General features: G+C 52.2%; 18 protein-coding genes. 3 read left to right on the forward strand and 15 right to left on the reverse strand.

Going from position 1 to position 18,257, the window contains the following annotated elements:
- Positions 1–60: 60 nt before the first annotated feature.
- Positions 61–1,056, forward strand: coding sequence for a flagella biosynthesis regulator Flk (gene flk, locus WES_RS06655; RefSeq protein WP_016158693.1), 996 nt, complete (start codon positions 61–63; stop codon positions 1,054–1,056).
- 44 nt (positions 1,057–1,100) lie between these two features.
- On the opposite strand, the gene WES_RS06650 is transcribed toward flk, so the two are convergent.
- On the reverse strand, positions 1,101–2,231 hold the full coding sequence (locus WES_RS06650; protein WP_016158694.1) for an MFS transporter: 1,131 nt from the start codon (positions 2,229–2,231) through the stop codon (positions 1,101–1,103).
- A gap of 229 nt (positions 2,232–2,460) precedes the next feature.
- Positions 2,461–3,681, reverse strand: coding sequence for a beta-ketoacyl-ACP synthase I (fabB, locus tag WES_RS06645; protein WP_000817178.1), 1,221 nt, complete (start codon positions 3,679–3,681; stop codon positions 2,461–2,463).
- A 158-nt stretch (positions 3,682–3,839) separates the two neighbouring features.
- Here fabB and mnmC point away from each other — a divergent pair, with 158 nt between their 5' ends.
- On the forward strand, positions 3,840–5,846 hold the full coding sequence (gene mnmC / locus WES_RS06640; protein ID WP_016158695.1) for a bifunctional tRNA (5-methylaminomethyl-2-thiouridine)(34)-methyltransferase MnmC2/FAD-dependent 5-carboxymethylaminomethyl-2-thiouridine(34) oxidoreductase MnmC1: 2,007 nt from the start codon (positions 3,840–3,842) through the stop codon (positions 5,844–5,846).
- 120 nt (positions 5,847–5,966) lie between these two features.
- Here the strand turns inward: mnmC and WES_RS06635 are convergent, their stop codons facing one another.
- Genes WES_RS06635 through prmB form a run of 6 tightly spaced genes read right to left on the reverse strand, consistent with a single transcriptional unit; the run spans position 5,967 to position 10,516 of the window.
- Positions 5,967–6,245 carry a YfcL family protein gene (locus tag WES_RS06635; RefSeq protein WP_000559764.1) on the reverse strand — a complete coding sequence of 93 codons (279 nt, stop codon included), beginning with the start codon at positions 6,243–6,245 and terminating at the stop codon, positions 5,967–5,969.
- A gap of 33 nt (positions 6,246–6,278) precedes the next feature.
- Positions 6,279–6,827: an elongation factor P hydroxylase gene (gene epmC, locus WES_RS06630; RefSeq protein ID WP_001089209.1), complete on the reverse strand. Its 549-nt coding sequence runs from the start codon at positions 6,825–6,827 to the stop codon at positions 6,279–6,281.
- Positions 6,827–7,636, reverse strand: a complete 810-nt coding sequence (locus WES_RS06625; RefSeq protein WP_000447361.1) for a sulfite exporter TauE/SafE family protein — start codon at positions 7,634–7,636, stop codon at positions 6,827–6,829. Before WES_RS06625 ends, epmC begins: the two co-directional genes overlap by 1 nt.
- On the reverse strand, positions 7,636–8,460 hold the full coding sequence (mepA, locus tag WES_RS06620; RefSeq protein WP_016158696.1) for a penicillin-insensitive murein endopeptidase: 825 nt from the start codon (positions 8,458–8,460) through the stop codon (positions 7,636–7,638). The genes WES_RS06625 and mepA overlap by 1 nt, the downstream gene beginning before the upstream one ends.
- A gap of 3 nt (positions 8,461–8,463) precedes the next feature.
- Positions 8,464–9,549: a chorismate synthase gene (gene aroC, locus WES_RS06615; RefSeq protein WP_010351484.1), complete on the reverse strand. Its 1,086-nt coding sequence runs from the start codon at positions 9,547–9,549 to the stop codon at positions 8,464–8,466.
- 34 nt (positions 9,550–9,583) lie between these two features.
- Entirely contained in the window at positions 9,584–10,516 is a 933-nt protein-coding gene (gene prmB, locus WES_RS06610; RefSeq protein WP_010351486.1) for a 50S ribosomal protein L3 N(5)-glutamine methyltransferase, read from the reverse strand.
- Between the two features lie 165 nt (positions 10,517–10,681).
- Here prmB and smrB point away from each other — a divergent pair, with 165 nt between their 5' ends.
- Complete coding sequence (gene smrB, locus WES_RS06605) at positions 10,682–11,233, forward strand: endonuclease SmrB (RefSeq protein WP_000730806.1); 552 nt, start codon at positions 10,682–10,684, stop codon at positions 11,231–11,233.
- 104 nt (positions 11,234–11,337) lie between these two features.
- Here the strand turns inward: smrB and WES_RS06600 are convergent, their stop codons facing one another.
- The 7 genes from WES_RS06600 to WES_RS06570 all read right to left on the reverse strand — a co-directional run bounded on the left by WES_RS06600 (position 11,338) and on the right by WES_RS06570 (position 17,812).
- Positions 11,338–12,204: a StfH/YfcO family fimbrial adhesin gene (locus WES_RS06600; RefSeq protein ID WP_016158699.1), complete on the reverse strand. Its 867-nt coding sequence runs from the start codon at positions 12,202–12,204 to the stop codon at positions 11,338–11,340.
- Position 12,205: 1 nt separating this feature from the next.
- A complete protein-coding gene (locus WES_RS06595) occupies positions 12,206–12,745 on the reverse strand; it encodes a fimbrial protein (RefSeq protein ID WP_000847941.1) in 540 nt (179 codons plus the stop codon).
- Positions 12,742–13,230, reverse strand: a complete 489-nt coding sequence (locus WES_RS06590; protein WP_016158700.1) for a fimbrial protein — start codon at positions 13,228–13,230, stop codon at positions 12,742–12,744. Before WES_RS06590 ends, WES_RS06595 begins: the two co-directional genes overlap by 4 nt.
- Positions 13,227–13,742, reverse strand: coding sequence for a fimbrial protein (locus WES_RS06585; RefSeq protein ID WP_016158701.1), 516 nt, complete (start codon positions 13,740–13,742; stop codon positions 13,227–13,229). Before WES_RS06585 ends, WES_RS06590 begins: the two co-directional genes overlap by 4 nt.
- A 15-nt stretch (positions 13,743–13,757) precedes the next feature.
- A complete protein-coding gene (locus WES_RS06580; protein ID WP_016158702.1) occupies positions 13,758–14,510 on the reverse strand; it encodes a fimbria/pilus periplasmic chaperone in 753 nt (250 codons plus the stop codon).
- Positions 14,511–14,529: 19 nt separating this feature from the next.
- Complete coding sequence (locus tag WES_RS06575) at positions 14,530–17,166, reverse strand: fimbrial biogenesis outer membrane usher protein (protein WP_016158703.1); 2,637 nt, start codon at positions 17,164–17,166, stop codon at positions 14,530–14,532.
- 82 nt (positions 17,167–17,248) lie between these two features.
- Positions 17,249–17,812: a fimbrial protein gene (locus tag WES_RS06570; protein WP_000033321.1), complete on the reverse strand. Its 564-nt coding sequence runs from the start codon at positions 17,810–17,812 to the stop codon at positions 17,249–17,251.
- Between the last annotated feature and the right edge of the window lie 445 nt (positions 17,813–18,257).

Genomic DNA, 18,257 nt, shown 5'->3' on the forward strand with positions numbered 1-18,257 from the left:
AGTGTGCCATAATCTCGCGGCCAGGCATACTTGCGATGATTTCAGGTATAAGGATACGTAATGATACAACCTCTTTCAGGCCTTCCACCTGCGCAACAACCAGGTCAGGGGGATAACCTGTCGTCTGGCGCAGGCAATCAGCCTTTATCCAGCTTGCAACGTACCGCGTTGGAAAGTTTGATGACCAAAATAACTTCGCTGACGCAACAGCAGAGAGCGGAATTGTGGGCCAATATAAAGCACGACATCGGTCTGCCGGGTGATTCACCTTTGCTTTCACGCCACTTCCCGGCCGCAGAACAAAACCTTGCGCAACGTCTGCTGTCTGCGCAAAAAAGTTATTCTGTCCGCCAACTTCTGGCTCAATTGGGGGAGTATTTACGTCTGGGGAATAATCGTCAGGCCGTCACGGATTATATCCGGCATAATTTTGGTCAGACGCCGCTGAATCAACTCTCACCAGAGCAATTAAAAACCGTCCTGACTCTGCTACAGGAAGGGAAGATGGTTATCCCGCAGCCGCAACAGCGCCAGGCGACCGATCGACCTTTATTACCAGCGGAGCACAATACGCTCAAACAACTGGTCACAAAACTCGCGGCAGCCACGGGGGAACCCAGTAAACAGATCTGGCAATCGATGCTGGAACTTTCAGGGGTGAAAGATGGCGAGTTGATTCCGGCGAAACAGTTTAACCATCTGGTCACCTGGTTACAGGCGCGTCAGGCGTTAAGTCAGCAACACACACCGACGCTGGAGTCGCTCCAGATGGCGCTAAAACAGCCACTGGATGCCAGCGAGCTGACGGTATTATCGACCTATGTTGAGCAAAAGTATGGCCTTTCTACGCATTCAGCCCTGACTTCTGCACAGGCCGAGGATATCCTTAACCAGCTCTATCAGCGGCGGGTAAAAGGCATTGAACCGCGTGATATTCAACCGCTGTTCAATCCCTTTACCCCATTAATTGACACGATACAAAAAATGTCAATGCGCCCCAGCTTGTGGATATTATTCGTCGTCATCATTGTGATGTTGTTTTGGCTGGTGAGTTAACCCCGGCGAAACGCCAGTATCGTCACGATAATCCCCAGCACCGCCTATATCGCCCCGGCAAGAAATACCGAAGAGTAGCCAAACGAGGTCGCCAGCACTCCCGCCAGCGGCCCGGATACGCCGAGGGCGATATCCTGAAACGCGGCATAGCCGCCGAGCGCAGTACCGCGAACCTGGGAAGGAACACGTTTAACCACTTCCACGCCCAGCGCAGGGAAAATAAGCGAACACCCAGCTCCGGTTAACGCCGCGCCAGCTAACGCGACCCACGCGCCCGGTGCCTGCCAGAGCAGCAACAGGCCTACCGTTTCCACCAGCAGAGAGACAATCGCCACTTTTACGCCGCCAAAACGGTCTGGCATCCAGCCAAACATCACGCGCATAACGACAAATGCGCCGCCAAAGGCAGTGAGCGTAAAGCCCGCCATCGCCCATCCTTTGCTGGCAAAGTAAAGCGAAACAAAAGTCCCGATAACCGCAAAGCCAACACCCTGAAGCGCCAGTCCTAGCCCTGGTTTCCAGATAAGCCCAACAACGCTCCACAGCGATGGGCGTTCTCCCGCCATTGCCGGTACTTTGCGTACTGTGCCATTGCAGCCCCACGCCAGTAAGGGTAATGCCATTGTGGTGAGCGCCAGTGCGGCAAAACCATAATGGCTATGAATCAGTAAGCCAAGCGGTGCGCCGACTGCCAGTGCGCCGTAAATGGCCATTCCGTTCCAGGACATCACTTTACCAGAGTGTTTCGGCCCGACAATGCCTAATCCCCATGTCAAAGCCCCTGTCAGCAACTGACTTTCACCAAAGCCAAGAATCAAACGTCCGACAACCAGCAGAGTAAATTTAATCGGTGCAGAGACGGGTAAAAGCGCCGCCAGCAGCAACGCGCCGCCAGCCAGACCACAAGCTAACATCCCCTGAAGCGCCGAACGTTTTGCGCCATATTGATCGGCCAGCCGCCCGGCGTAACCACGCGTCAGCACCGTAGCCAGAAACTGAATGCCGACGGCAATCCCGACCATGGTGTTGCCATAGCCCAGTTCATGATGAACAAACAGCGGGATAACCGGCAACGGTAACCCTACGGTCATGTAAGTTAGAAAAACCGCAAAGGCGATACGAAAGAGTGAAAAATTGGCAGAAGATCGTGTTTCTGTTTGGCTTACAGCAGTCATGCATTACTCCAGAATGCAGCGCAAGGCGAGGAGTGTCCCCGTCTCATCTCTCTGGTTTTCAGGGTTACGGTGCGTCGCGTACGTGTTTTCAGAAGGCAATTGACAAAGCGGGAAGTTTGCCTGGAAGCGGCAGCGATTGTCAACGATGTGAAAAAGGGAACCATCAGGTTCCCTTTTGCGTTGCTGTCGGATGCGACGCTGACGCGTTTTATCCGACCGACTCTACCTATTAATCTTTCAGCTTACGCATTACCAGCGTGGCGTTGGTGCCGCCGAAGCCGAAGCTGTTAGACATAACGGTGGTCAGTTCGCGATCGGTTGTTTCGGTCACGATGTTCAGACCCGCCGCCTGCTCGTCCAGCTCTTCAATGTTGATGCTCGGGGCGATAAAGCCGTGTTCCAGCATCAGCAGAGAGTAGATAGCTTCCTGCACACCCGCCGCGCCCAGTGAGTGACCGGTCATTGCTTTGGTTGCAGAAATTGCCGGGCTCTTGTCGCCAAACACTTCACGGATAGCCGCCAGCTCTTTCACGTCGCCAACCGGAGTTGAAGTACCGTGAGAGTTCAGGTAGTCGATTGGGGTATCAACGCCGTGCATCGCCATCTTCATGCAGCGAACTGCGCCTTCACCAGACGGAGCAACCATATCTGCGCCATCAGACGTTGCGCCGTAGCCAACGATTTCAGCGTAAATGTGAGCGCCACGTGCCAGAGCGTGTTCCAGCTCTTCCACCACGACCATACCGCCGCCGCCAGCGATAACGAAACCGTCACGATGAGCGTCATAAGTACGGGAGGCTTTTTCCGGGGTGTCGTTGTATTTGGTAGACAGCGCGCCCATTGCGTCGAATTCGCACGCCATTTCCCAGCACAGCTCTTCGCCGCCGCCAGCAAACACGATATCTTGTTTGCCTAGTTGGATCTGCTCGACTGCGTTACCGATACAGTGTGCGGAAGTCGCACACGCGGAGCTGATGGAGTAGTTAACACCGTGAATTTTAAACGGTGTGGCGAGGCAGGCAGAAACGCCAGATGCCATCGCTTTGGTGACCACATACGGGCCAACCGCTTTCAGGCCGCGCGGGCCACGCATTGCGTCAGCGCCGAACACCTGGAAACGCGGGGAACCGCCGCCGGAACCTGCAATCAGGCCAACGCGCGGGTTATTCTGGTAAGCTTCCGGAGAGAGGCCAGCATCTGCAATTGCCTGCTCCATAGAAAGAAATGCATAGATGGATGCGTCGCTCATAAAGCGCACAACTTTGCGGTCAATGAGGCCAGTGGTATCCAGTTTTACGTTGCCCCAGACGTGGCTACGCATGCCGGAATCCTTCAGCTCCTGAGAGAAAGTGATCCCTGAGCGTCCTTCACGCAGAGATGCCAGGACTTCCTGCTGGTTATTACCGATGCTGGAAACAATGCCCAGGCCAGTAATCACTGCACGTTTCATTCAATACCTCTGTAAGTCGCACATAGAGTAAGTTTCGAATGCACAATAGCGTACACTTGTACGCCGAACAAGTCCGATCAGACAATTTATAGAGAAATTTGCGCGGCCTGACACACATCGCTAAGATCGAGCCACCGCCTGTAAGACGAGTAACTTACGTGAAACACTACTCAATACAACCTGCCAACCTCGAATTTAATGCTGAGGGTACACCTGTTTCCCGAGATTTTGACGATGTCTATTTTTCCAACGATAACGGGCTGGAAGAGACGCGTTATGTTTTTCTTGGGGGTAACCAATTAGAGGCACGTTTTCCTGCTCATCCAGATCCTCTGTTTGTGGTAGCGGAGAGCGGCTTCGGCACCGGATTAAACTTCCTGACGCTTTGGCAGGCATTTGATCAGTTTCGCCAGGCGCATCCGCAGGCACAATTGCAGCGATTGCATTTCATTAGTTTTGAGAAGTTTCCCCTCACCCGTGCTGATTTAGCGTTAGCGCATCAACACTGGCCGGAACTGGCGCCGTGGGCGGAACAACTCCAGGCTCAGTGGCCTTTACCCTTGCCCGGTTGCCATCGTTTATTGCTCGATGAAGGATGCGTAACGCTGGATTTATGGTTTGGCGACATTAACGAACTGACCAGCCAACTGGACGATTCGCTGAATCAAAAAGTGGATGCCTGGTTTCTGGACGGTTTTGCGCCTGCGAAAAACCCGGATATGTGGACGCAAAATCTCTTTAACGCCATGGCACGTCTGGCGCGTCCTGGCGGCACGCTGGCGACCTTCACATCTGCCGGATTTGTCCGTCGCGGTTTGCAGGAAGCCGGATTCACAATGCAAAAGCGTAAGGGCTTTGGGCGGAAACGGGAAATGCTTTGCGGCGTGATGGAACAGACATTACCACTCCCCTCCTCCACGCCGTGGTTTAACCGTACAGGTAGCAGCACACGGGAAGCCGCAGTTATCGGCGGCGGTATCGCCAGCGCGTTATTGTCTCTGGCGCTGTTACGGCGCGGCTGGCAGGTAACGCTTTATTGCGCGGATGATACCCCTGCGCTGGGTGCTTCTGGCAATCGCCAGGGGGCGCTGTATCCGTTGTTGAGCAAACATGATGAGGCGCTGAACCGCTTTTTCTCTAATGCGTTTACTTTTGCTCGTCGGCTTTACGATTTATTGCCCGTTAAATTTGATCATGACTGGTGCGGCGTCACGCAGTTAGGCTGGGATGAGAAAAGCGAGCATAAAATCGCGCAGATGTTGTCGATGGATTTACCCGCAGATCTGGCGATGGCGGTCGATGCAAATGAGATTAAAGGCGTTACAGGTGTTGCGACAAATTGTGGTGGTATCACTTATCCGCAAGGCGGCTGGCTGTGTCCGGCAGAACTTACCCGTAATGTGCTGGAACTGGCGGAACAGCAAGGTTTGCAGATTCGTTATCAGCATCAGTTAAAGGATTTATCCCGTAAAGATGATAAGTGGCAACTGACATTTGCGGATAGTCAGCAAACGATGCATAGCGTGGTGGTACTGGCGAACGGGCATCAAATTAGCCGTTTCAGCCAAACATCGCCTCTGCCGGTGTATTCAGTTGCCGGGCAGGTTAGCCATATTCCGACAACGCCGGAACTGGCGAAGCTTAAGCAGGTGCTGTGTTATGACGGTTATCTCACGCCACAAAATCCGGCGAATCAGCATCATTGTATTGGCGCCAGTTACCATCGCGGTAGTGAGGACACGGCGTACAGTGAAGATGATCAGCTGCAGAATCGCCAGCGGTTGATTGATTGTTTCCCGCAGGCGCAATGGGCGACAGAAGTCGATGTCAGTGAAAAAGAGGCTCGTTGCGGTGTGCGTTGTGCTACCCGCGATCATCTGCCAATGGTGGGAAATGTGCCCGATTATGACGCAACGCTCGCGGAATATGCCTCGCTGGCGGAACAGAAAGATGAAGCGGTAAGCGCGCCGATTTATGACGATCTGTTTATGCTTGCAGCTTTGGGTTCGCGTGGTTTGTGTTCTGCCCCACTGTGTGCCGAAATTCTGGCGGCGCAGATGAGCGACGAACCGATTCCGATGGATGCCAGTACGCTGGCGGCGTTAAACCCGAATCGGTTATGGGTACGGAAATTGTTGAAAGGTAAAACGGTGAAGTCCGGGTAATCAGCTTTGCCATTGTTTGTCGGATGCGGCGTAAACGCCTTATCCGACCTACGGTAACGTGTAGGCCTGATAAGACGCGGCAAGCGTCGCATCAGGCATGGTGCTCCAGACGCCAACAACTTACTGCTGTGAAGCCTGCTGAAACAGGTTTTCCCACATATCGGTAACCAGCGCCTGGTCACGCGGCGACAACTCACCTGCGCCAATGGCTTTTTCCAGACTCTGGCTAACGGTTGTATGCACCGCCTGGGCGGAGTGGTCATCACCACTTTCCAGTTCTGCGATGGCTAATGTCAGGTGGCCACGCAAATACCCACTGGCAAACAACTCATCATCACTGGCATGGTCAACCATACCGTCGATTAATGCCAGAATGCGTGATTCAAACTCCGCGATCATCTTCTTTCCTCATTGTAAAACGTGGCACTGGCTTCAGTTGAGCTCTTCCGGCCACGGGAACTGTTCCGCCGTAAGTTCCGGCGTGTGATAATAATTTTGTAATGCGTTTATGAAGCGTGCCGGACGTTCGGGAATACCGTTTGCCAGATAATCCATTACCTGAGCATGTACCCGCCGTTGAAACACCACGCGATCCGGTTCGAAGTCGCCTTCCAGATTGTCGCAGCTAACATTAAACGGATATCCCGCCGCCACGCAGAACAACCAGTCGAGCGCCTGCGGCTTAACTTCAACATCTTCAAACTGGCTTTGCGTCTGGGCATCGCGTCCGTCCGGGCAATACCAGTAACCGAAATCAACCAGTTCACGGCGCGCTTTCCCGGCAATACACCAGTGCGAAATCTCGTGGATGGCGCTGGCATAAAAACCATGAGCAAAGACGATTCGGTTATACGGTACTTCCGCATCAGCAGGAAGATAGATCGGTTCGTCGTCGCCTTTAATCAGACGGGTATTAAATTCATCGGCAAAGCAGCCATTAAAAATTTCAATCAACTGCTCGTAGTGGTGTGTACTGTTCATTAGTTCATCCCCAACCAGTGGAGGATCTCCTGTCCGTGGCTATCGTAAAGTAATTTGGCACTCATCACCGCCGAGACGATAACAATCATCGGGCGGATCAGCTTTTGTCCTTTGCTCAACACCAGTCGTGAACCCATGCGCGCGCCGAGGAACTGCCCCACCAGCATCACAAAACCCGTCGCCCAGATCACTTTGCCGCCGAGAATAAACAGCAGCAGGCCGCCGATGTTTGACGTCGCGTTGAGTAATTTGGCGTGGGCGGTGGCTTTGGCAAGATTAAATCCGCACAGCGTAACGAAGGCCAGCGCATAAAACGATCCGGCTGCCGGACCAAAGAATCCATCGTAAAAACCGACACAACCACCGGCAATTAACGCAAAAGGTAGGCCGTACATCCGGCGCTGGCGATCTTCTTCTCCCAGTTTGGGCATCAGCAAGAAATAGAGACCGATACAAATCACCAGGATGGGTAAAATCTGCCGTAGCACATCAGCCTGCACGTACTGCACCAGCAATGCGCCGCTCATTGAACCAACAAAGGTCATGGCGATATTGAGTTTCTGATCGCTTAAGCTGACGACTTTGCGGCGAATAAAATAGATAGTAGCGGAAATAGAGCCACCGCAGGCTTGCAATTTATTGGTTGCCAGCGCGTTAGCCGGAGACATCCCCGCCGCCATCAATGCCGGAATGGTGAGTAACCCACCGCCACCGGCAATCGAGTCAATAAATCCCGCCAGCATGGCGACAAAAAAGAGAACGCCCAGCAATAGCGGGGAGACCATAAACAGGCTATTAAACGTTTCCATTAGATCACGTGCTCATCCAGTAGCGCCTGGCAGGAAGGCGGCAACGGAGGCGGTGTCTTCTTCTCAGGCTTGGTTGTTCCTGGTTTCGGTGGTTCAAACCAGCTTTGCAGTTCTGCCCCGCAGCCATCGCCCGGCGGCGGTAAAGGTTGATCTTCACACTCCAGACTATCGGCAGGACAACGTAATCGTACATGCATATGCGCACGATGCTGGAACCAGGGCCGCACTTTACGCAACCAGTCGCGATCGGTGCCCGCATCAAGGCAAAGTTGTTGTTTAATCGCCGGATTAACAAAAATGCGGGTGACGTCTTTGTCCTGCGCTGCGAGTTTGATCAGGCTGAAAATTTCCGGCTTCCACAGCGTCGGGACGACGTGTTTGCCGTCGCGGGAAACTAAGTCCAGTGCCTGCGGGCGCAAGAGCTGCGCGGAGGTCCAGCGTTTTTTCGGCAGTTGCAGGAAGATATCCACATCCAGTCCGGTCTGGTGGCTGGCGTGACCACCGTTGAAGCGCCCACCAGCAGGCATCCCCATATCGCCAATCAGCACCATACCCATGCCCAGATTGCTCACCCGGCTACTCAGTCGCTGGATAAACATCACCAGATCCGGGTGACCGAAATAGCGACGCTGATCGGTACGCATGACCTGATAATGTTCGGACTGTACCGGCAGCGTGTCAGCGCCGACGATACAACCATTAGAAAAACTGCCTATCGATTGTGCGCTACCCGGCACAGGTTGGGTTATTTTTTGCCACGGCGTCGCTGCCAGGCTGGCGCTACTGGCAAGCAGGGCCAGCAGCGCAATCGCGGTTTTGTTCATGTTTTACCAGCGTGGAATATCAGTCTTTACATCGGCATTTTGCGCCCGTTGCCGTAACAGGTGATCCATCAAAACAATCGCCAGCATCGCTTCAGCAATCGGCACCGCGCGGATCCCGACACAAGGATCGTGACGGCCTTTGGTGATCATCTCAACTTCTTCGCCAAAGCGGTTGATCGTGCGCCCTGGCACGGTAATGCTGGAGGTCGGTTTCAGCGCCATATGGGCGATGATTTGCTGCCCGCTGCTGATGCCACCAAGAATGCCGCCTGCGTGGTTGCTCTGAAAACCTTCTTTAGTGATTTCGTCGCGATTCTGGCTGCCGCGCAGCGCCACCACGTCAAAACCATCGCCAATTTCCACGCCTTTCACCGCGTTGATGCTCATCAGCGCGTGGGCGATGTCGGCATCCAGGCGATCAAAGACCGGCTCGCCAAGTCCGGCGGGGACGCCACTGGCAATAACGGTCACTTTCGCGCCGATAGAATCGCCCTCTTTTTTCAGCGCGCGCATCAGTTCATCTAAGGCGTCGATTTTGTCCGGGTCCGGGCAGAAGAACGGATTTTGCTCGACCTGCGACCAGTCTTTGATTTCCAGCGGAATGTCGCCCATTTGGGTCAGGCAACCGCGAATCTCAATACCAAATTTCTCAGCGAGATATTTTTTGGCAATCGCCCCTGCCGCAACGCGCATGGCGGTTTCACGGGCGGAAGAACGTCCGCCGCCGCGATAATCGCGCAGGCCGTATTTTTGTTCGTAGGTGTAATCGGCATGACCCGGACGGAAAACGTCTTTAATTGCGCTGTAATCCTGGGAACGCTGGTCGGTGTTTTCGATCAACAAGCCAATGCTGGTGCCGGTGGTGACGCCTTCAAAAACGCCGGAGAGAATTTTGACCTGATCCGGTTCACGACGCTGGGTGGTATAGCGCGATGTCCCAGGGCGACGACGGTCGAGGTCATGTTGCAGATCCGCTTCCGTCAGCGGAATTCCTGGCGGAACACCATCGACGATACAGCCGAGCGCCAGCCCGTGCGATTCGCCGAAGGTGGTTACGCGAAAGAGTTGTCCAATTGTGTTTCCAGCCATCACGGCTCCGTTATTGTTGTGTTTGCGTGTTTACTTAATCTTTATAAATTCCAAAATGTTCCCGTGCCGCAATAAGCTGCGCTTTGGTGAGCATAAACACACCATCGCCGCCGTTATCAAACTCCAGCCAGGTAAACGGAACATCCGGATATTGTTCCATAAGATGTACCATGCTGTTGCCCACTTCACAAATCAGCACGCCATCATCAGCAAGGTAATCTGCCGCGTTACCGAGAATGCGGCGCGTCAGTTTCAGGCCGTCGGTGCCAGATGCCAGACCCAGTTCCGGCTCGTGGCGGTATTCATTTGGCAGGTCGGACATATCTTCCGCATCGACGTACGGCGGGTTAGTGACGATCAGGTCGTACTGCACTTTCGGCAAGTCACGGAACAGATCGGATCGAATCGGAATGACGTTATGGATCAAACCGTGTTCTTCGATGTTCTGTTCGGCAACCGCCAGCGCGTCGGGAGAGATATCCACCGCGTCGACTTCCGCTTCCGGGAAGGCATAAGCGCAGGCAATGGCAATGCAGCCGCTGCCAGTGCACATATCCAGAATATGCTGCGGTTGTTTGCTGATGAGTCCGGCAAATTTATTGTTGATCAGTTCACCAATCGGCGAACGCGGCACCAGTACACGTTCATCGACGTAAAATTCATGACCGCAGAACCAGGCTTTGTTAGTCAAATAGGCCACCGGAATGCGTTCGTTGACGCGGCGGATCACGCGCTCAACAATACGGTGTTTTTCGCTGGAGGTCAGGCGGGCGTTACGCATATCTTCCGGAATATCCAGCGGCAGGTAGAGCGACGGCAACACCAGTTGCACTGCTTCGTCCCACGGGTTGTCTGTGCCGTGACCGTACCAGATATTTGCCGCGCTGAAGCGGCTAACCGACCAGCGCAACATGTCCTGAATGGTTTGCAGCTCATTTACTGCTTCATCGACGAAAATTTTATCCACGTATTCCTCCAGGGCATGGTCGCATTAATTTCGGCGGCTAGTTTGCCATGAAGATGACGATAAATCAGCATTCACGCGGCGATGACGCAGGAAAATTATGTTTTGACCGATCGATTGCGCTGCGAGTCGGGTAAACTGTAGGAAAATTAAAATAGAGATGCATAAATGAAAAAGAAAACAACACTCAGCGAGGAGGATCAGGCACTGTTTCGCCAGCTGATGGCGGGCACTCGCAAGATTAAGCAGGACACTATTGTCCATCGACCACAGCGTAAAAAAATCAGCGAAGTACCCGTTAAGCGATTGATTCAGGAACAGGCGGATGCCAGCCATTATTTCTCCGATGAGTTTCAACCGTTATTAAATACCGAAGGCCCGGTGAAATATGTCCGCCCGGATGTCAGTCATTTTGAGGCGAAGAAACTGCGCCGTGGTGATTATTCGCCAGAGCTGTTTCTGGATTTGCATGGTCTGACGCAGCTTCAGGCCAAACAAGAGTTAGGCGCGTTGATTGCCGCCTGCCGCCGTGAGCATGTGTTTTGTGCCTGTGTCATGCACGGGCACGGTAAGCATATTTTAAAACAGCAAACGCCGCTGTGGCTGGCGCAGCATCCGCATGTGATGGCATTTCACCAGGCTCCGAAAGAGTACGGCGGCGATGCGGCGTTGTTAGTGTTGATTGAAGTGGAAGAGTGGCTGCCGCCAGAATTGCCCTGAATGGCAACAACCGATATGGAATTTGCAGGTCGAATAAGATGCGTTAACATCGCATCCGACAAAAAATGCCGGATGCGGCGTGAACGCCTTATCCAGTCTGGGCGCTACAGCATATTCAATATGTACTGGAACCGACACGTGGCGTCTATTGGCTGCCTGCTACTGGTATCCACACGCACTAACATATCGTGCAGTTGTCGATCGGTAATAGGGTGCTGCGTTGGCGCCACCGTCACTTTAGCGTCATCACATCCTTCAGCAGTAAATGTCATCAACTGATTTACAAAACGACAATAGGCGGCGCGTTCATCCGTTCCACTGCCATCGCAGAGCTGACCATCTTTCATCAGGTAAGTCGATAAGTTTTGTTCAATAACGGCCCCTGTTGATTTCAGGTTCAAAATCTTTGTGTGTTCAACGCGGCTGTCACTCCAGGAGATATCATAAGTCGTTAATGGCTCACTCGGGCACGTTGTTTCATAGGCTGTCGGCCCCCTATAGTATTCCGTTATCCATTTACCACCATCGATTACCCGTGTAGAACTGTTTGCCGTCAACCCCACCAACCATGGGCATGTCTCTGCTGAACCGTCGACTTCTATGGTCAGTCCTGCTACTGTGCATTCCCAGGGCAGACCTTTATCAATATCGTTCACGCCCGGACAAAAAGAATCTGATGCATCATCTACTGTACGGATCGTGATTTTGGGTGCGGGCACGTTTCCAGGCCCGGTCCACGACTGATTAGGAAGATCCCCATACTTCACGCCATGGTCGACATTCTGATAATACTCCCCATGATAAACTCCATTGGTGGTCAGTAAATCAAGGGTGAAGTTAAGTTCTGCCCTTGAGCCAACCGTACCATAATAGATCTTCACGTCAGTGTAGACTCCCCCCAGTTTCGCCTGAGCTCCCTGGCTAAAGCACAGCACCAGCATGACGCAAAGCAGTAATCGTATTTTTTTCATCTTATATATACTCAAAGGTTGCCGTCAGGTTGGCGGTAAAATCACCGAGCGTGACATCGCGACCGCTTTTCGCCTGCAGCCAGGCCCTGAAATTAATGTCATTGCTGCCATCACTGAGCGTAAATTTCGCTCCGGTCGGGTTGTTAATCGACACCCGCACACCGTCGGTCGTCTCCATCCCAATCCCGACGCCCTGAGCGGCTGAGGTGGTATCCAGCGCAAGGAAACCCGGTTGCTCGCTGTCTTCCGTACCGGTAAGGGTCACCTGCACCTGGTAACTCGCTGGCCCCTTACAATCTTTCAACTTAAACACCACCGGAACGCGCGGGGATTCCCCGGCGACCATAAGATCCTGACGGCTGATGGCAGGAAAATGCACTTCTGCCAGATTTCCGCCATCAACCACCAGCGTGCAGGAACGGCTTAACAAGTTGCCGGAAAAATGCAGGTTGTTGTCCACGGCCAGAGTACGAGTACTACCGGTCAGCAGCAGACCCGCTAAAAGCGCGTAACCGAGCGAATAAATGCGTCCTGTCTTCATTGATAATCCACCCGTAATGTTGCCCAGGCCGAAAACGTGGTATCACTCAACACCGCATCAGCCGATTTTACCGGCACAGCTTCCAGCTTCGGCTTTTGCGTAAAATCGGTGGCGTTAATGGCAAGCGGCGTATTCAGCTTAAAACGCTGACCATCGTGCTGAAGCTCAATACCAAAGCCGGGAACGTCTGTTTCGATAGCTGCGTCATTGTACGAGGTCTGCGTCCCCGTCCAGGTGAGCGTCATATTCCAGTCGGGATCGCGTACTGCGGAGTCACAGCTCAGGTCATACTCCACTTCCTTGCGACCATAGTCCCCGTTGATGCTGTCGATGATGAGATCGCGAAATTCCACTTCGATGGTCTTTCCACCGCTGATAGTACAGACAGGCGGTGCCACCAGCGTACCGTGGAAGGTGATGTCTTCATTAGCGGCCAGAGCCATGCCGCCATACGCGTAGAGTAAAAGGAGCGAGAGTTTTTTCATTGGTAATCCACCACCATCGTCATGCTGGCGTTAAATTCCGCTGGCGTAAGCTGCACTCCACTTTGTTTTACCGGCACCGCTTTGAGATTGGGCAACTGGTTAACATTGAAATCAGACCAGTTACCTTCACCCACTTTAAACAGGGAGTTATCGGCGCCGTTTTCAATGCGAATGCCCAGGCCTGAAATTTCGGTCGCAATGACCGTTTCCCCGTTAATCACGGTGGTGGAGCCTTTAAGCTGCATCCGCAGATCATCAACACCTGATGCCTTATTTCCGCAGTTCAGGGTATAAAGCGCCTCCGTCGTGCGGTAATTTGTGCCATTTATTTTGTTAATGTACACATTGCCAAATTCAACATTGCTCCCTTTCACGGAACAGGGCGGTGGCCCATCAACCAGAATGCGCAACGTTAATGACACCGGTTTACTTTCTCCCGCAAAAGCAACGTTGCCCGTCAGCCAGCCGCTCAGGAGCAAAATGCCCGTTCCCACCAGAAACGTGTATTTCATAAGACTCTCCCGGCATCAGCCTTTGCGGCTCTGCTCTGCATCCACCTGGCAACTATTGCCATTACATTTAAAGATCAGCGACAGTCGCGCGCCGTAGTCGTTGACGTAAGTCAGCACCGGCACACTGTCCATCTTCACATTCAGCGGTGCGGATGTTTTCGGCGGCATCACCAGCGGCGTAAACCCGGCTGCCGGATTACCATTTTTCTGCGTACTGGCGTTGCTGAGGATCACGTAATACGGCGTCGGGTTATTAACGGTGAAGGTCTGACCATTGCGGGTTAAGGTCACCTTGTGCTGCCACGGATCTCTCATGTTGATTTCTGCCAGCGCCTTGGGTCGCCAGAACAGTTTGATACGCGTTTGCAGCGCAATTTGCAGGGTGTTAGGTTTGTTCGATTTTGGCGGAATTTCACGCACGTTAAAGTAGAACATGCTCTCACGATCGGCGGGTAACTTGCTGATATCCGGCATTCCCTGGACTTTTACCTGACCATTCATCATCGCATCAATGCGCTGTACCGGCGGCAGTACCGTCAATGGCGAGCTGATTTTGTTGCCCTTTTCGTCTTCTATCCAGCTTTGCGCCAGGTATGGCAGCTTAGGATCGTTATTGCGCAACGTGACGCTGATGGATTTGTCGCTTTCTTTGAAGATCAAGCGGGTGCGGTCGGGCGTTACCGATGCGTGGGTTGTAAAACTGGTGGCGGTCACCAGCAGCGCCAGCGCCGGGGCAACCATTTTTGCAGTATTAGTCTGTGTATACATGGATCATTCCTTAATCACGTTATTGGTTAGCGGAGATAGCAATTGGCGCTGCACCGGGCGTGACCTGTTGCGTCTGTTCCTGAATCACCGGTTTGATTTCCACCGGCGTAGCAGGCGTCACTGTGCCTTTTTGCTTACACGGCAGTAACAGGCCATTGAACAAGTCAGCAGGCAGTGGGTCTGGCAGGACGATCTCACAGTGGGAAGCCCCATTCCATGAGACGCTCATACGTTCGCCAGCTTTTACTCCGGCCAGATAGACGTTGCCGTCATCATCGACCAGACCGACCTGTTGGTCGTGTTCGTTTTTCACTTCTGCACCAAATGGTGGATAACTACCATCACTCATGCGCAGGACAGCCATCGCCTTTTGTCCACTAATGACCGCAAATTTACGGTAGCCAATGGCTCCTTCGGTCAGCGTCGCCTGCACCACTGACTGCGTGGCTTCGGCGTTCTCTGGTAGTTTAGTCAGGTCAATCGTGGCCTGGTTACGGTAGTAGTTATTGACGTCCGCAACGACGGCTTTACCGAACATGTTGGTGTAAACCGCTGAACCGTTACCTTCGACCGGTACGTCAGCCACGCCGTCAGCGTCGATAAGCAGGCGCGTACCGCCCATGTTTTGAGTACGATGCAACGCGCCACCGTGCGCCGTTAACGTGGCTCCACCTTGCAGCGACAGCCCGGCAGAAGTGTATTGCCCTTCATGGTAGTTAGCACTCAGATCCACGTGTGCCATAGAGCCGTCATGGCTGTAATAACCATCTACGCTGGAGTGATTTTCACTGCTGCCAACGTTTATCTGATAGTGGCTGGCGTCATCAATACGGTTGAAGTATCCCACCTGACTGCTGTCTGAACCGCTGCCGTAGTTGCCGTTGTAACTCACGGTGCTGTTATCACCCCACGGCATACTTAAGGAGATATAGACGCCTTTGTCGGCGCTGTTGTCATACTCGTAGCGATAACCTGTCAGGGAGATACTCATGTTGCGAATGCCGCCCATATTGAAATAATGGGAAAGCATGACGTTGTAGTTGGTCTGCTCCTCGCGATCCCAGTAGGTATGGCGCGTATAGTTCAGATAAACAGAAACGCCGGCATCCCTGAAGTTCTGGTTATAGGTGGCGGTGTACATCTCTTTATCGTTGCCGGCGCGGACCATTTCGCTGTCATTCGCGTCCAGATACTCGCTCATGGTCATATAGTTCTCTTCAGAGAAGCGGTATCCGGCGAAGGTGACGCGGCTGTTTAGTTCATCAAAGTCTTTGGAGTAACTGACGCGGAAAGAGTTACCGTCGAGCGTACCCTTGCCGTAAGCGGTTGAATCGTCAAGTCGGGTATGCGAGTGGGTAATATCAAACGCCATCGCGCCGAAAATGGAGAGATCGCGCCCGATGCCAAGCGCGGCAGACTGATAGTTTTCATCGCCCAGCGCCCCGCCGTACAGCGACCAGCCGTTGGCTATCCCCCATGACGCTTCACCACCGGAGAAGAATCCGCCCTGTACATGGTGTCCCCATTCCTGCGGACGCCCCATCATCACTTTGTAGCGCACCTGACCCGGGCGCGTCAGGAACGGCATGGAAGCGGTGCTGATGTCATACTCCTGCACCTGGCCGTTCAGCTCTTCAATGCGCACATGCAGCGTACCAGAGTTAAATTCACCGAGATCCTGAATACGGAATGGCCCGGCAGGCACCTGGGTTTCATAAATTATGCGCCCGGCCTGACTAACGGTGACTTTCGCCGCTGTATGCGCCACGCCGGAAATATCCGGGGCGTAGCCGCGCAGGTTCGGCGGCAACATTTGATCGTCGGTACTGAGGCTACCGCCGATGTAGTTAAAACCGTCAAAAATATCGGAGTCGAGGTAGTCTTCGCCAAGTGCCAGTTTGGCTTTCAGGCTCGGTAACGCACGCCAGGCGTAGTAACGGCTCCAGTCCCAATTTCTCTCGGTGCTGTTATCCGTCTCTTCATCGTTGCTGCGGGTGTGCTGATAATCGCTCTGCCAGTCGGCGCGCAGACGCCACGGCCCAAGGTTAACGCCAACCGTACCATTTCCGCTGATGTCGTTGCTGTCATCGCCGCCATTTTCTTCGTGTCGGGTTTGGGCGTTGATGCTGTAATCGGCAATGAAACCGGGGATGCCATCATCCCAGCGCGAAGGTGGATCCCAGTCTACATCGCTGTATTCAAGATAAGCCTGCGGTAAGGTGATGAGCAGCGCGGACTGGCTTAAATCAGCACGTATTTCCAGACCGTCAAGTTGGCCTGGCTTGAGACATTTACCGTCGTTATCCCATTGCAATTTTTGTGCAATGTCTTCTTTAAAACCAAGCTGCGCCACCAGCTCCGGCGACAGGCAGGCATAAGTTTTATTTTTATCGTTTTCTGACGCATACCAGTAAATATCATATTCATCGGGTAACGGCTGTTTATTTACCTGAACCTGTAAATTATATTTACCCGGTTCAACATAACCCTGACTGGAAAAACGCTTCAGATCAATTTTCGTGTCGCCTTTTAATTCCAGAAAACGGGAATCAAACTGAATATCTTCGTCGGCCCAGGCATTGATATGGCATCCAGATATTGCCATAGCAACACACCAGGGAAGCGCCCGTAAGCGGAAAAGGGAATGGTCAGGCATACACGTATCCATCCGTGGTTATTTAAAGACTATCGAAACGCTAAAAACCCCTCATAGCATTGCTGCTATGAGGGGACATACCTTAGAGATAGGTAATCTGGAAGGTGGTATTAGCTTCAAAACCACCCAGGTCCGGCGCGTCAGTCGCACCTACCAGCCAGGCTTTAAAGTTTAAAGTTTGTTTCGGTTTGCCTTTGGAGGTTGCAGTATCTTTTACGATCTGCTGATTAATGCCAGCGCCACTTTTGTAAGAGGTTCCTTGTTGATCACCAATCGCCAGGCTCACGTTGTTAAACGCCGCACCGGTATCAGTATTAAAAATGGTGTAATAGTTGCCGCTATTCGCCGTAGACACAGTACCGGTGAAGGTAGTGGTCATGGTAGTTTGGGTATCAAACACGCAGTCCTGCAAACGAATCTGGAAATCTTTCGGCGTGGTAGTGCCGTTGTTTTTCAGTTTATCTGCACCGATATTACCCATATCCACTTCCAGTTTGTGATCGTCTGGTACGATTGAGCAAACTGAATCTTCAATGGTGCCGTAAAAACGGGCAGTACCGTTGTTACCTTCTGCGAAAGAAGATGTTGAAGTAAACGCACCCATTACCATTGCTGCTGCAATAGCTGTTTTTACAAACTTACTCATTATTTGTCCTTAAACCATAAATAATTAGAATATAAGCCAACTGAAATATTGACGATAAAATCCCTCAATCTTTCTTCAGCAGCTTTTAACCAACCATTGAATAGGATTTCTGATCCATAAAATACGGGTTGCACGAGATGATATTCTTTGGCGTGGCGGCAATGTTGATATTTTAATGAGACTGATTCAATTTAAATTTACTAACAACACAGTGTAGAAATTTTTAAATAATCAACAGCACAAATAATAGCTTGAGGGTTATCTCAAAAAGCAGCAGAACATTTCATCAAAACGGTACAAACACTTTATACCATGAATGCTTCTGGATCATAAAACAGCTAAAAATAAATATGGCAATTGTGACTTTAGCTTCTCGAAGATATAATATTAATCTTTCTGAATTAATATTATATCAAGACCCAAAAATATCTACTCGGCAATGTTA

Origin of the sequence: Escherichia sp. KTE31 (assembly GCF_000407925.1) — a bacterium.
Classification (GTDB): Bacteria; Pseudomonadota; Gammaproteobacteria; order Enterobacterales; family Enterobacteriaceae; genus Escherichia; species Escherichia ruysiae.